Here is a 14,612-nt window from a genome sequence, read left to right as displayed (position 1 = left end):
AATTGTCAGGAATATTTCCTTCAACACTTCGGGGGAGAGGCCGGCAGTCTAAAGCACGCCGTATGCGTTGAGATGCCGGGTGATTTGCTCCACCGGATTGCCGGGGTGCTCGATCACTTCAGCCGCCCAGCCACGATCCCGTGCCGCCTGACAGTTTTCCGCTACGTCGTCGAAAAACAGCATCGCTTCCGGGTTGATGCCGGTCTGTTGTTCGACGTGATGGTAAATGGCTGGATCAGGCTTATGAGCTTGGATCAGGTGGCTGGCAAAGCGATAGTCGAGGCGAAGGAGCGGAAGCTGGTTTGGCCCCTCGTCGTGCATCAGTTTCCAGTGGACGCTGTTGGTATTGGAAAGGCAGGCTGTCTGGATGCGGGCGGATTGAAGACGGTCGAGCAATTCATGCCAACCGGGGTATGGCCCTTCGAGCCACGCCAGCGAAATAGCCGTCACCTGCGAGGGTTTGATACCCATGATTGCCGCGGTGCTGCGTGACCATTCATCGTGATCGATGCGGCCGGTTTCGTTGAGGAAGATGAGTCGGAGCAGTTCCTTGCGTGCTGGATCTTCGGGCGAGTCGAGATTGAGACGGCAGGGGACATTCGCTTTTTCGCAGGCGTTCTTCCATCCGCCACAGAGGCGGATCATCACACGCCCCAGATCAAAGACGACTAGCCCGATGGATGGATGCGTCATGGATGAATACGGTCGGCTCAGGGCCGCACCTGTCCTGTGCCGTAGGCGACCCATTTGTAGGTTGTGATGTCGGCGGCACCCATCGGACCGCGGGCGTGGAGTTTGTCGGTGCTGATGCCGATCTCCGCGCCCAGGCCGTATTCGCCGCCATCCGCGAATCGTGTCGAGCAGTTGACGAATACGCCAGCCGCATCGACACGCTGGACGAACTGGTCCGCAGCCTTGAGATCGCCGGTGAGGATGGCATCCGTGTGGTGCGAGCCGTAAACATTGATGTGGTCGATCGCCTGATCGAGGCTGTCCACGACTTTCACCGCGACGATCAGATCGAGATATTCCGTGTACCAGTCCTGCTCGGAAGCGTTCTTTGCTGCGGAGAAGACGGCGTGAGTCGCTTCATCGCCTCGTATCTCCACGCCTTTATTGACCAGGGCATCACAGACGCGCCGGAGCAGGCCGCGCTGAACCGCCTGCTGATGAAAGAGAATCGTCTCCACGGCATTGCAGGCCGAGGGCTTCTGCACCTTGGCGTTGACACAGATATCGACGGTTGAATCCGCATCGGCGGTGGCGTCCACATAGATGTGGCAGTTGCCGGTGTAGTGTTTGATTACGGGGATCAGCGACTGTTCGACGACAGCACGAATCAGCGACTCACCGCCGCGAGGAATGCAGACGTCGATTTTGCCTTCGAGCTTGAGGAGTTCACCGACGGCGGCGCGGTCGGTCGTTTCCACAAACTGCACAGCGTCTTTGACGATCCCCGACTGCTCCATCGCATCCTGGATCACTTTCACGATGACAGCGTTGGAGTGCGCGGCTTCTTTACCGCCACGGAGGATTAACGCATTACCGCTCTTGATGCACAGAGCGGCGGCATCGGAGGTGACATTCGGGCGGCTTTCATAAATGAAAAGCACCACGCCGATCGGTACACGAATTTTCTGGATACGCAGGCCGTTGGGACGAACCGCCCCCTCGATGACCTGCCCGATCGGGTCCACCTGGTCGGCAATCTGCATCACGGCGTCGGCCATTGCGGAGATCCGCTTGTCGTCGAGCTTCAGCCGATCGAGCATCGGCTTGGAAAGTCCAGCCTGTTCCCCGGCGGCCAGATCGCGGGCGTTGGCTTCCTTGATCGAGGCTGCTTGTTCCACCAGACGTGTTGCCACGCGGCGCAGGGCGGCGGTACGCACCGAGCCGGGTGTTGACATCAGCACGCGGCTGGCGGCCTGCGCGCGGTCAGCGAGATTTTGACAGTAGGTACGCACATCCATCGGCGTATTGTAGGAAAGCGCGTCTGATCGTGACGAAGGGCGGTCCTCAGCAGCGGACAAGTGACGACGGGGGACAGAAAATCCCGCTATTTTGCCGCGTCTTAACTTTTCTCACGCTTGAGAATCTTGTAGCTCACCGGTGCGGGGCTTTCGACCGGCGTGACACCGGCGGGCAGGCTGATGATCGGCACTGAAGTCACCGCGTCCTTGCCTGCGGCGCGTTCCAGTTCATCCACCGTCAAGGGCACGTACGCGACTACTTTGATGTCGCCTTTACGGATGCGATCAATCACATCGCTGGGGCCGGTGAGTGCAACATCGCGGAGGAAACGAGTCTCTTCGCTGAACACGACCGAGTAGGTCGCAAGCTCCGTAGGCGGTCCCTGAACGAGCACAGGCACCGCGTAGGGAACGACGAACGTATCAGTCTGCTTGCGGACGGTCAGCGTGACCTTCACACGCGAAGCGCTGGGTGTGTAATTGGTGTCTCGGAGAGGTTCGGGAAGCTCGATCGCAGCATCGACCTGATGAGGCACGTTGACCTCAAGCTGTGACAGCGTTTTCTCATCAAGACGTGCGACGGCCTGGGCGCCGTTGAGCGATTTCACCATGGAAGCGGGCACATCGACGGTGATCTGTTTTTGATCGACGACAGCCGGCCCGGCGAGCTGCACGCCGTTGGTTGCGACGACCACATCGAGGGAAATCTTCTGAAGCGGCTCGACGCTCACTTCGAGCATGCTCGGCTGAACTTCGGTGATGTTAACGCCGAGGGCGGACAGCGGAGCCGCCGAAGCAAGCTGCTCGCGGAGCGAGATGAGTTGCTGTGATTTGCCGTCGGCCTTGTCGCGCACGATCACCCGGACGGGGCCATTGCGGATCTGCCGCTCGACTTCCGCGAACTTTCCCGCAGCGGAACGCATGATGACCCGTACTCGAACGGGGTCTGAAGGCTTGATCTCCAGCGGTCGATCCGTCGGCGCGACGAACTGCACCTCTACATCCAGCGCATGCGAGCGAACATTTTCACTCTCCGCGTAGAGCCAGACCAGTCCCGCCACGATGGTAACGACCACCACCGTGCGGAAGCTCTGCCAGATTTTGCGGGGAGTCATGACCATTAGGCGGCGAGGCTCTTGCTGTTGGCGGCGCGACGCTTCTTCTTCGGCGCTTCGCCTCGGGTCAGTAGGTTGCGTAAATCGTCGGCGGAGAGCTGACGCAGCAGATTACCCCGGCGGGCGACGCTGATCGTGCCGGTCTCCTCGCTGACGATGACGACCACGGCATCGGTTTCCTGTGTCAGTCCGATCGCGGCACGGTGTCGCGATCCCAGCCCGGCCGTGAATGCCTCACCCTCCGCCAGCGGGAGCTGCACGCCTGCCGACACCACGCGGTCCTCTCGGATGACCACGGCCATGTCATGCAGTGCGCTGCCGGGTTTGAAAATGGTCGTCAGGAGTTCGGCACTGACGATCGCATCGATCGGGATACCTGCGACCACGACGCCGTCGAGCGCGATGTCACGCTCCAAAGCGATGATTGCGCCGGTTTTCGCTTTGCTTAACTCCAGCACGGCGTCGATCACCGCATCGATGACTCGCGCATGTCTGAGGCCGGCTCCGCGGAAGATCGGAGCATCCCCCAGCCGCACCAGGGCACGACGCAGCTCCGGTTGGAATACAACGACCATCGTGATCATCGCGATGGTGATGAAACGGCTGTAGAGGTAGTTGATCCGCTCGTATTCGTTGTCCGTCGTCAGGATGCGGACCACCGGCGTCGCCACCAGGAGGATCAGGGCGACGGCCTTGATCACACGGGCCCCTCGTGTGCCGCGCAGGATTCGCATGAACAGGTAAACGGCGATCCACAGCACCACCAGCTCAACGATGACGGCGTGGAGCGGATACCCCCTGATGCGATGGACAAGCTCGTTAATGATTTCGTAGGACAATGGCGTTTCCCGTCACCACGACGGTGATGACATTCAAACATTGTAACGTACGCGATACCGATTTACGGTGCGATTATCCGATACCCACAATCACTAAACGGCGTGAATCCGACCTCATCACACCCCGGCTTGGTGTTATACTTTCGCCCGCTGGGGACATTCCGCGGAGTTTCTTGATGCAGAGGCTCGAACGCCTTCGTGCAAACATTCAGCGAGCTTTTCTGGGAAATCAGACCGCCATTGAAAAGGTCATCGTCTGTCTCCTCGCGCGTGGTCATGTCCTCATCGAGGACGTCCCCGGCGTGGGCAAGACCATCCTCGCCTCCTCACTGGCGCGCAGCCTCGATTGCACCCTCAGCCGTATTCAACTGACGCCTGACATGCTCCCCGGCGATGTTCTGGGTGTCACCATTTGGGATCAGCATAAGAGTGAGTTTGTCTTCAAGCCCGGCCCGATTTTTTCCAACATCGTCCTGGCTGACGAAATCAATCGCACCACTCCTCGCACACAGTCCGCTCTGCTCGAAGCGATGAACGAGGCGCAGGTCTCGATCGACGGCCACACACGGAAACTCATTCAGCCTTTCATCGTGGTGGCGACGCAGAATCCGTTTGAGTTTGAGGGCACTTATTTTCTGCCTGAGAGCCAGCTTGACCGCTTCCTGATGCGGATCCATCTGGGTTATCCGAGTCAGGAAGACGAGGCACGCATTCTGGAGATCGATCCCGCCCGGACTGCGCTGAACGATCTCAAACCAGTGATGACAGCTCAGGATCTCGTTGAGCTTCAGGAGCAGGTTCACAAGGTCACCATCGACCCGGCATTGACGAATTACGTGATCCAGATCGCCAACGCAACGCGGACGAACGATCAACTTCAGATCGGCGTCTCGCCGCGAGGTTCACTCGCCCTCGTGCAGGCGGCAAGGGCGACAGCGATGCTGCACAAACGTGACTACGTTGTGCCCGATGACATTATTTCGAACGTGATTCCGGTCTGCGCCCACCGCATCATCACGAAGACCTACACGCACGATGCGGATGGCATCGCCGCCAGCCGGATCATGCAACAGGTGCTGGAAACGATCCCCAGCCCGGCGTAGGGACGGGAATCAAATCAAAGCAGAGCCGACGCTGCTGGCTCCTCATATTCGGAGCCGGAGACGTAGCCTTCGGCTTCGTAAAAAGGTGATCCTATGGTTGCAGGCGTGCGCTGGTGCCCATCGCCCAGAGCTGGTCGAGCTGCCTTCCGCCGATCCGTACCTTGAAGTACGCCTTTGAATCTTCCCACCGTCGCTCCAGCACCTGGGCGCGGGATTCGAGGAAGCTGATTGCTTTGCCGTCGGTCAGGTCGATGGAAAAGTCCAGCGTCTTCATCCCGCCGCGCATCGCTTCCCGTACCCGCTCGACGAGAACATCCATCCCGCGACCGGAACGGGCACTGATCGGCAATGCGTCGGGAAACTCTTTCTGGAGAATCAGCAGTTCTGCGTTGCTTTCGAGCCGGTCAATCTTGTTGAGCACGAGCAACCGCTGCTGAGTATTGGCGCCGATCTCGTCGAGCACTTCCATCACGGTTTTGAGATGCTGGCTGGCGCGTGGGTGGGAAACATCGAGGACGATCAGCAACATGTCGCTGTGGACCGCTTCTTCCAAAGTCGCACGAAAGCTGGCGACGAGGTGGTGGGGCAGATCGCGGACAAATCCAACCGTGTCTGAGAGCATCACGGTATCGCCGTCGCCCAGCTCCCATTTGCGGGTTCGAGTCGAGAGCGTGGCGAAGAGTTTGTCATCGGCATAGGCATTGCCGTCGGTCGCCGTGTTGAAAAGCGTGCTCTTGCCGGCATTGGTGTAACCGACCAGTCCGACCGTAAAAAAATCTTTGTTGCGAGCGGCAACCTCGCGGCGTTTGCGGCCCAGATCGTGTTCGATTTCGCGGCGGAGCGCGGTGATTTTCCGCTGCACGATTCGGCGGTCGATTTCGAGTTGCTGCTCGCCGGGGCCGCGGGTACCGATTCCCGTCGGCGCGCCGCCGACGATCCGTTCAAGGTGGGACCACATGGCGCGGAGACGCGGGTAAGTGTATTGCAGTTGCGCCAGCTCCACCTGGAGTCTGGCCTCATGCGTACGCGCCCGAGCAGCGAAGATGTCGAGGATCAGTTCGCTTCGGTCGATCACTTTGCACTTGGTAACTTCCTCGATATTGCCAATCTGTGAGGGCGACAGGTCGTTGTCGAAAATAACCACATCCGCCTTGTGGACGCGGACCAGTTCAGCGACTTCGACGACTTTACCTTTACCGATGAAGGTCTTGGCCTCGGGTTTCTGCTTGTTCTGCATCAGTTCATCGACGACGATCGCGCCTGCGGTATCCGCGAGGCTGCGCAATTCACCCAGCGGGTCATGCGGGTCCGCGTGATGACCGGGTAACAGGCAAGCGATGAGGATCGCGCGCTCTTGTACAACGGTGGAACTGGATCGTTCGGATTCTTCCATGCGGACGTGATCTTACGCATGCTGCACACAGCCGCCTATTCAGCACCGTCGCTTACCGCGGGTTTACCGCGTCCAGCACGAGCTGCTCCGCTGCGCGAAGGTAATGCGGGTTGAGGCTATTTCTTGACCTTGGCCCACGCGAGGTGATTGACCGGGCCGTTACCCAGCCCCACGCCGGTGTTCTGCCGCAGAGCCTCGCTGATGACGCTCTTGCCGGTCTGCACAGCTTCTTCGAGCGGTTGACCCAGTGCCAGGGCAGCGGTGATCGCAGCACTGAACGTACACCCTGAGCCGTGCGTGTTGTCGGTGATGCGCCATGGGCTGGAAACTTCCTTGACTCGTTCCTGCCCCTGAGCATCACGGAAGACGAATACATCCACCGCCTGACCTTCCTGATCGTCCGGTTTACGGATGCCCTTGACGATGCAGGCCCGCGCGCCGAATCGGCGGCAGATTTCCTTCGCAGCAGTTGTCGCACCGTACACATCGCTGATCGAGTCGGATGATCCGAGCAGTCGTGCCGCTTCGTGGCGATTCGGCGTCGTAACCGCGGCCAGAGGTAGAAGTTTTTTGGTTATCACGGCGATGGCTGCATCGTCGATGAGTTTGCTGCCGCTTTTGGCGATCATCACCGGATCGACGACCAGTGGGAAGAGGTTGAGCCGGTTGACGGCTTTGGCGACCGTTTCCGCCACCGCAGCATTGCCGAGCATGCCAACTTTGGTCGCGTCAATCTTGAGGTCGCCGCCTACCGCGTCGATCTGCTCCTCGACGAGCGATGGATCCAGGACGAGGGATTTTCTGACGGCGGTGGTGTTCTGCGCGGTGATGGCGGTAATCGCCGTCGCCCCGTAAACATCCATGATGGAAAAGACCTTCAGATCAGCCTGGATGCCGGCGCCGCCTGACGAATCACTGCCGGCAATGGTCAATGCGGCGCGGATGCCTGGGGTGGTACGTTCAGCCACGAGACGCTCCTGCATAAGTAAGGAAAAGTCGCAGCAATGTAGCGATTCTGAAGCGGCGATGCACCGGTGACAGCCTCAGCGGAGCTTAGCCCACAGATCATCCATACCTGACACAACCATATCCGGCCGCACGTGGTGCGCTCTGGCTTCCTCCTCGCTGGTGATACCCGTGAGGATCAACGCGGTGGTCATGCCCACGGATTGCCCGCCGGCGATGTCTGATTCGAGATTGTCGCCGACGATCAGGCAGCGTTTAGGATCAAAACCCATGCGGCGACAAAGCGAGAGAAAGAAACCCGGCTCCGGTTTGCCCGCATAAGTCACACGCGAGGGAGGAAGATTCGCAGCATAGGTGAAAAGCATGCCCCAGCTTCCCGAACCAAACTCCACATCCCCGCCTTGAATGGGGAATACCCGATCTGCGCAACCAACCACCAGTTGTGCGCCCTTGCGCAGGTGATTGAGGCCGATCAGCGACTGTTCAAAGTCGAAGGCCACAGCGTTTTCACGGAAATGCGTACCGACCGCGACGACATCGCAGGGTCCATCGAGCCGCTCTACCAGCGTGGCGCGTTGGCCAAGCTCATGGGGCAGGGCACTGCCGGCGAAGTTGAAGACACGAGGTGTCCGCCAGCGTTCGGTGATCGTGTCCGCCATGGCGTGACACGCGGTGAAGATCATTTCCGGCGCGACTTCCACACCCATTTTCGCCAATCGTGCGGATAATTCCGGGGCGGTGTTGGCGCTGTTGTTGGTGATGCACGCCATCCGGCATCCGGCTCCGCGCAGCCTTGCGAGCACCTCCGCCACACCCGGCAGCGCGTGATGTTCACGGTAGAGCGTGCCGTCCATGTCGAAGAGAATTGCGTCAAAATCCGAGAATCGCATGACGGGATAGTAAGGGCGGAGAGAGCCTCTGTGTAGAGCGGTTGGTCTGGATGATCCATCAAACAGGCAGGACATCCAGCCATCGCACCTGGCATCACGCCTCGACCTTCTCCAGGCGCGAGCGCATGTTATCCAGCACATTCATGAAATTGATGTAGCTGTCGTAGGGAGATTCGTAGGGATTGAAATACTTGTGTACGTCGCCATCCGCGAAGTATTTGGTGCACATGTAATAGAAATGGTCGCTCGTGGTGAGCCTTCTCCAGTCTTCGAGCAGTGACTCGTCTTCAGTTTCCTTGATAGGTTGCTCGAGCTTGTAGAGTTCGTGCAGGGCGTTGGATTGCATCGCATTTCCCAGCCATGCGGACAGATCGCGCTCCGTATCCGCCCAACTGATCATGTGCGGCGCGTCATACTCGCCCACGGCTTCATACGCTTGGGCGCACTGGCTGGGCGTTTTGAAGTCATTGGCTCCGCTCTTGAGTACTTCGCCGGGTAATGCAGCCAGAAAATCGAAAATTCCCGTGTCCGACCACTGATGCTCGCCGAAGGTTTCGTAGTCCATGAAGAGATTGCATACGAATCCGTCGCCGTTGATCTGGTTGATCCACTTGGTGAACTTGTCAGCGGTGAGCGGCCACTCGGTCCACCCGCGATTGGAAAAGCGAAACGCGATGTCGTCGCTGAGACGGTAATTTTTGAGCAGGAGCTTGAGATTTCTGGTGCCGTGCGGCCAGTAGAGGTAGTTGGGTGATCGGTAGCCGAGGATGTGGTCAGCACCTTCTGCGATCACGGCACGATACCCGCCCATGGAAGCGATGAAGCTCGCCACCTCGTTGCTGTAGATCAGCTCGGTGTTGCGGAAAACGGTCGGCCGCTGACCGAAAAGATTTTCCATCAGGGTCGCGTGCCGGTTGACCTGGGCACGGAACTCATCGCGCGAATAGATAAACGACAGGCTGTGGTAGTAGGTTTCGCCGAGGAACTCACAGCAACCGGTTTTCGCTAGGGCTGTCAGCAGGTCGATCATTTCCGGGCAATGCTGCTTGAACTGATCGATAACGCAGCCGGTGAGGGAATACGCGACTCGAAACCGGCCGTCGTGTTTGCGGACCAGATCGAGGATCAGCCGCGTCGTGGGCAGATAGCACTTACCGGCGACCTTATTGAGAATCTGCGCATTGCGGCGGTCATCAAAATAGCTGTAGTCGGTATCAAAGACGCTGTAACGTCGGAGCCGGAACGGCTGATGGACCTGAAAATAAAAACAGACCGACGCCATCGAGCACCCCTGTCGATTAGGCTTGCGGGAGATCCGTGAGCATTCTTCCCCGGAGCTGCGCGCAATGCAAACCCTGCCGGGAACCTGTACACCCTATGCGACCGAGGGAGACGAAACAAGGTATTCGGAATGGGGAACGATATACTGAGGGGCTCGAAAAAGGCACGCCCATGATTACCAGCCGCGAAATCCGCCAGCAGTACCTCGACTTCTTCGTCAAGAGGCATGCGCACGTATTCGTACCCTCGTCGCCTGTCGTCCCTCACGATGACCCGACGCTGCTATTTACCAATGCGGGGATGAACCAGTTCAAGCCTTATTTCCTGGGCACGCAGACCGCGCCGTGGAAGCGTGTCGCCAACACCCAGAAATGCATCCGTGCGGGAGGCAAGCACAATGACCTCGATGACGTAGGTCGCTCGCGGCGGCACCACACCTTCTTTGAAATGCTGGGTAACTGGTCGTTCGGTGACTACTTCAAGCTCGGCGCGATCGAGATGTCCTGGGAACTGCTTACACAGGTCTGGAAGCTCGATCCATCCCGCATCCATGTCACCTGTTTTGAGGGCGATGAAAAAAACGGTGTGCCGCGTGACACCGAGGCGGCTGACATCTGGAAGCAAGTCGCCCGGCTGCCCGATAATCACATTCACTATTTCGGCAAGGATAACTTCTGGGAGATGGGTGACACCGGCCCGTGTGGCCCTTGCACCGAAATCTACTACGATCGTACACCCGACAAGTCCGGCGGCCCGCAGGTCAACGGCTCCGACCCGCGCGTCATGGAAATCTGGAACAACGTCTTTATCCAGTACAACCGCAATCCCGATCGGTCGCTAGTCACTCTGCCGGCACAGCATGTGGACACCGGCATGGGCTTCGAGCGGATATGTCAGGTGCTGCAGGGTAAAGAGGACAACTTTGCGATTGATCTCTGGGAGCCGTTCTTCCGTGCGATCGGTGAAGTCTCCGGCCACCGATACACCGGACAATTCACCGCGACCAACAGCATTGACGCCGCCGCCGAGGCCGCCAATGCACAGCTTCGTACCGACATTGCGTTTCGCGTGATCGCCGACCATGCGAGGTGTCTGACGTTTGCTTTAACAGACGGTGCGGTGCCCAGTAACGAAGGGCGAGGATACGTGCTTCGTCGGATTCTGCGTCGCGCAGTGCGGTTTGGACGGCAGCAATTGGGAATGCGTGATCCGTTCATGTATCGGCTGGTCGATACGGTGGCCGAGGCGATGGGCGAAGCATTCCCGGAACTGCGGAAAAATCCGGGCCGCGTCAAGGATCTCATCAAGGATGAAGAAGTCAGCTTTGGCAAGACGCTCGATCGCGGTATCGAACTGTTCGACGAGGCAGCAAAGCGCGGCGGGACGGCGAATACCATCGCTGCGGATGATGCGTTCAAACTCCACGACACGTATGGCTTCCCCGTTGACTTGACGCGCGTGATGGCGGAAGAGCGTGGCATGACGGTGGATATCGCCGGCTTTGAAAAATTGATGGATGAAGCCAAAGAGCAGGCCCGTGCCGGCGGGGGCACCGCCAACATCGCTCGCGAGTCGCTGGTCAACATCGTCCAGCAGGACAATCCCCCCGCCACCGAGTTCATCGGCCTTGATGCGGACTCCGTCAAAGGGACTCAAGCACGGGTGGAGACGTTTGTGCTTACCTACCGTCTTGAGGGCGAGGAATACAAACGGATCGATCATGCAACGGCTGGCGAGCAACTTGCGGTCGTGGTCGCCCGGACGCCGTTCTATGCGGAAATGGGCGGTCAGGTCGGCGACACAGGCATCATCATCAATGCCGGCGGCGGACAGCTCATGGTGCAGGACACCATCAAGGTCGGTGGTGTGTTCTTTCACCTGGGGATCGTTGAACGCGGGCCGTTTCTGGCGACCCCCGTCGGCGACCGAAGGCTCCAGACGCTGACATTGCAGGTTGATCCGCATCGACGCGCCCGGATTATGTCCAATCACACCACCACGCATGTCATGAATTGCGCGATCCGGCTTCATGTGAGCAAGACCGCAGATCAGAGAGGATCACTGGTTGACGATCAGAAGCTGCGCTTTGACTACGCGCACCACGCAGCGTTGACTCTCGATGAAATCGAAGCTGTCGAGAAAACCGTTAATGAAGACATCGCCCGCGATCTGCCGGTTTATCACGATGTGGTTCCGCAGGAACAGGCTCTGAAAATCCACGGGTTGCGTGCGGTGTTCGGCGAAAAGTATCCGCCAAGAGTCCGCGTGGTGTCGATTGGAGTGCCGGTCAAAGATCTCGTGGCAAACCCCGAAAATGTTGAGTGGGGCGGTTACAGCATCGAGTTCTGCGGCGGTACCCATCTGGCCAAAACGGGTGAGGCAGAAGGGTTTGTGCTCGTGCAGGAAGAAGCGGTCGCCAAAGGGGTGCGCCGCATCACTGCGCTGACCGGTGAGATGGCCCATCAGGCGCAAGCTCGCGGCGACATGCTGATCGCTCGGCTCGGCGCGCTGCGCGGCCTGGGTGCGAGCGTTGAACAGGCCGAAGCGCTGACCCGCGGCGTCGCAGAGCTTTCCAGCGCACTGGCGAATACACAACTACCCGCTTTGGTCAAAGCCAGATTGCGCGAAGGTATCGCTGATCTCCAGAAGACACTCAAGGAACTGAACAAGGCCCGCAGCAAAGAAGCGGCAGGCGATGTGGTGGAAGCCGCCCGGAAAATCGCGGAAAACACCAACGGCGGCGTGATCGTTGAGTCACTGGATGGCGCGGACGCCGACATGCTCCGCACCGCGATGGATGTGATCCGCAAGAAGAAGCCGGAGTCCGCGCTGCTGCTGGGCAGCGTATCGGGTGGCGGAGAAAAGGTGAGCTTCATTGCCGCAGTGCCGGAAGCGTTGATTAAGAAGGGACTGAAGGCAGGCGACTGGGTCCGCGAGGTCGCCAAGGCCGCCGGCGGCGGCGGCGGCGGACGACCGGATATGGCGCAGGCAGGAGGCAAAGACCCCGCCAAGCTGGACGAAGCACTGGAAGTCGGCAGAAAGTTCGCAGCCGCGAAGGTGTGAATCTTTTTTCGCGGAGCGATGTTCGCAGTCGGCGGACCCGATTCTATTGCTCCCGCATCAAGGGGAGGCTCCGGCGCCGCATCCCTGGATGAGCTTTCGCTTGCTCCGATTTCCCGGTAACTTTTTCGCTCTTGTTTCCCTTTGTGTGAGTAATTGATTCATGGCCTACATCAACGACAACTACCTCAAGCTCAAAGCTGGCTATCTCTTTCCCGAAATCGGTCGGCGAGTCAAGGCTTTTCAGGCTTCTCATCCGTCCGCGAAGGTAATCCGTCTGGGCATTGGGGATGTAACCGAGCCGCTTGCTCCCGCGGTCATCTCCGCGATGCACAAGGCGGTTGACGACATGTCCCGACGCGAGACGTTTCAGGGTTATGGCGACGAACAGGGTTACGGCTTTCTGCGCGAAGCGATCGCAAAAAATGATTACCAGGCGCGCGGCTGCGACATCCAGCCCGACGAGGTTTTTGTGTCCGATGGCTCGAAATGCGACACGGGAAACATCCTCGACATTCTTGGCCATGACAACGTGATTGCGATGACCGATCCGGTTTATCCGGTGTACGTCGATACCAACGTGATGGCGGGAAATACCGGAGCTGCCAACGACCGCGGCGAATACGACGGTCTGGTCTATCTGCCGACGACGGCTGAAAATAACTTCACCCCTGAGCTTCCAAAGCGGAAGGTGGATGTGATCTACCTCTGCTATCCGAACAATCCCACCGGTGCCGTCGCCACACGCGATACCTTGGCACGCTGGGTGGCATACGCCAAGGCCAATGATGCGCTGATCCTCTATGACGCGGCTTATTACGCATACATCACCGATCCGTCGATCCCGCACTCGATTTACGAGGTTCCGGGCGGCCGTGATGTGGCGATTGAATTCCGCAGTTATTCAAAGACGGCCGGCTTCACCGGCACGCGCTGTGCGTACACGGTGGTGCCACGGACGGTGACGGGTAAGACCAGGGACGGATCCGTGGCCGGCGGTCGCGTGGATTTCCATCGCTTGTGGAACCGCAGACACACGACGAAGTTCAACGGAGTCGCCTACATCGTGCAGCGCGGGGCGGAAGCAACTTACTCAGCCGAAGGCAAGGCACAGGTCAAGGCGACGATCGATTTTTATATGGCCAATGCCCGGATCATCCGTGAGTCACTGATGAAACTCGGCCTGAAGGTGTTCGGCGGCACCAATGCGCCGTATATCTGGCTTCAGCCCCCGACGACCGGAGGCTCGACGACCCGCATGAAAAGCTGGGAGTTTTTCGACAAACTCCTGAACGAAGCCAACGTCGTCGGCACGCCCGGCAGCGGTTTTGGTGCGTCAGGTGAGGGCTACTTCCGCATCAGTGCGTTCAACAGCAGGGCAAATGTCGAAGAGGCGATGGAACGGTTCCACACCCGCCTGAAGTTGTAACCATTACGACTTACGAGCCAAGCGTCGCATGATCGACCGGCAACGGTGTGTCATCACAACGAGCCGGTGATTTTTTCGATCAGTGATTGAGCATCCGCAGCATCGAGCTTGCCGGCGTTCCAGCGATAGCCGATGGTGTCGCCGCCGGCTCGGGGGATGATGTGGAAGTGGACGTGGCCGATAGATTGCTGTGCCGCGGATCCGTTGTTTTGCAGGATGTTCCAGGCAGTCGCTCCGGTGGCGCGGCAGACCGCCCGGCTGAGCTTCGGCAGCACTGCGGTGCAGACAGACACGTCCTGCGGTGTCATCTGGTCGAGCGTGACAAAATGCGCTTTGGGTATCACGAGCGTATGCCCGCGTGCCAGCGGCCCGATATCCAGAAACGCCAGCACGTTCGCATCTTCATAAACACGGTGACAGGGAATTTGTCCCGCGACGATCTTGCAAAAGAGGCAGTTCGGGTCGTTCATATGAGCAAGTGTCAGCGAATGCCGTCCCGGATGCAACGGGAGGGATCAGGTATCAGTTCGTGTGCCAGCGGTGAACGAACCACCTCACCGCGATCC

Annotated in this window: 12 protein-coding genes; 3 read left to right on the top strand and 9 right to left on the bottom strand. The window is 58.9% G+C overall.

Features of this window, described 5'->3' with window-relative positions:
* Positions 1-48 precede the first annotated feature (48 nt).
* From IT444_04375 to IT444_04360, 4 genes are all read right to left on the bottom strand, one after another.
* A complete protein-coding gene (locus IT444_04375) occupies positions 49-693 on the bottom strand; it encodes an HAD-IA family hydrolase (GenBank protein MCC7192001.1) in 645 nt (214 codons plus the stop codon).
* A gap of 17 nt (positions 694-710) precedes the next feature.
* A complete protein-coding gene (locus tag IT444_04370; GenBank protein ID MCC7192000.1) occupies positions 711-1,970 on the bottom strand; it encodes a glutamate-5-semialdehyde dehydrogenase in 1,260 nt (419 codons plus the stop codon).
* A 101-nt stretch (positions 1,971-2,071) separates the two neighbouring features.
* Positions 2,072-3,085, bottom strand: coding sequence for a hypothetical protein (locus IT444_04365; protein ID MCC7191999.1), 1,014 nt, complete (start codon positions 3,083-3,085; stop codon positions 2,072-2,074).
* Between the two features lie 5 nt (positions 3,086-3,090).
* Complete coding sequence (locus IT444_04360; protein ID MCC7191998.1) at positions 3,091-3,924, bottom strand: TIGR00159 family protein; 834 nt, start codon at positions 3,922-3,924, stop codon at positions 3,091-3,093.
* Between the two features lie 176 nt (positions 3,925-4,100).
* Between IT444_04360 and IT444_04355 the strand changes: the two genes are divergently transcribed.
* A complete protein-coding gene (locus IT444_04355; GenBank protein MCC7191997.1) occupies positions 4,101-5,027 on the top strand; it encodes a MoxR family ATPase in 927 nt (308 codons plus the stop codon).
* 91 nt (positions 5,028-5,118) lie between these two features.
* On the opposite strand, the gene hflX is transcribed toward IT444_04355, so the two are convergent.
* The 4 genes from hflX to IT444_04335 form a co-directional block, all read right to left on the bottom strand.
* Positions 5,119-6,420, bottom strand: a complete 1,302-nt coding sequence (hflX, locus tag IT444_04350) for a GTPase HflX (GenBank protein MCC7191996.1) — start codon at positions 6,418-6,420, stop codon at positions 5,119-5,121.
* Positions 6,421-6,536: 116 nt separating this feature from the next.
* Positions 6,537-7,388 carry a bifunctional hydroxymethylpyrimidine kinase/phosphomethylpyrimidine kinase gene (thiD, locus tag IT444_04345; GenBank protein MCC7191995.1) on the bottom strand — a complete coding sequence of 284 codons (852 nt, stop codon included), beginning with the start codon at positions 7,386-7,388 and terminating at the stop codon, positions 6,537-6,539.
* A gap of 75 nt (positions 7,389-7,463) precedes the next feature.
* A complete protein-coding gene (locus IT444_04340) occupies positions 7,464-8,276 on the bottom strand; it encodes an HAD-IIA family hydrolase (GenBank protein ID MCC7191994.1) in 813 nt (270 codons plus the stop codon).
* Between the two features lie 94 nt (positions 8,277-8,370).
* The gene (locus tag IT444_04335) at positions 8,371-9,558 is read right to left on the bottom strand and encodes a glycoside hydrolase family 57 protein (protein ID MCC7191993.1); all 1,188 of its coding nucleotides are present in this window, start codon (positions 9,556-9,558) and stop codon (positions 8,371-8,373) included.
* 170 nt (positions 9,559-9,728) lie between these two features.
* Between IT444_04335 and alaS the strand changes: the two genes are divergently transcribed.
* Positions 9,729-12,620: an alanine--tRNA ligase gene (gene alaS, locus IT444_04330; protein ID MCC7191992.1), complete on the top strand. Its 2,892-nt coding sequence runs from the start codon at positions 9,729-9,731 to the stop codon at positions 12,618-12,620.
* A gap of 160 nt (positions 12,621-12,780) precedes the next feature.
* On the top strand, positions 12,781-14,046 hold the full coding sequence (locus IT444_04325) for an LL-diaminopimelate aminotransferase (GenBank protein ID MCC7191991.1): 1,266 nt from the start codon (positions 12,781-12,783) through the stop codon (positions 14,044-14,046).
* A gap of 53 nt (positions 14,047-14,099) precedes the next feature.
* Here IT444_04325 and IT444_04320 read toward each other — a convergent pair whose 3' ends face one another.
* Complete coding sequence (locus IT444_04320; protein ID MCC7191990.1) at positions 14,100-14,516, bottom strand: HIT family protein; 417 nt, start codon at positions 14,514-14,516, stop codon at positions 14,100-14,102.
* Between the last annotated feature and the right edge of the window lie 96 nt (positions 14,517-14,612).

Source organism: Phycisphaeraceae bacterium, from assembly GCA_020851465.1.
Classification (GTDB): domain Bacteria; phylum Planctomycetota; class Phycisphaerae; order Phycisphaerales; family Phycisphaeraceae; genus JADZCR01.
Note: the sequence above shows the minus strand (reverse complement) of the source record. Positions and strands in the feature narration are given on the sequence as shown.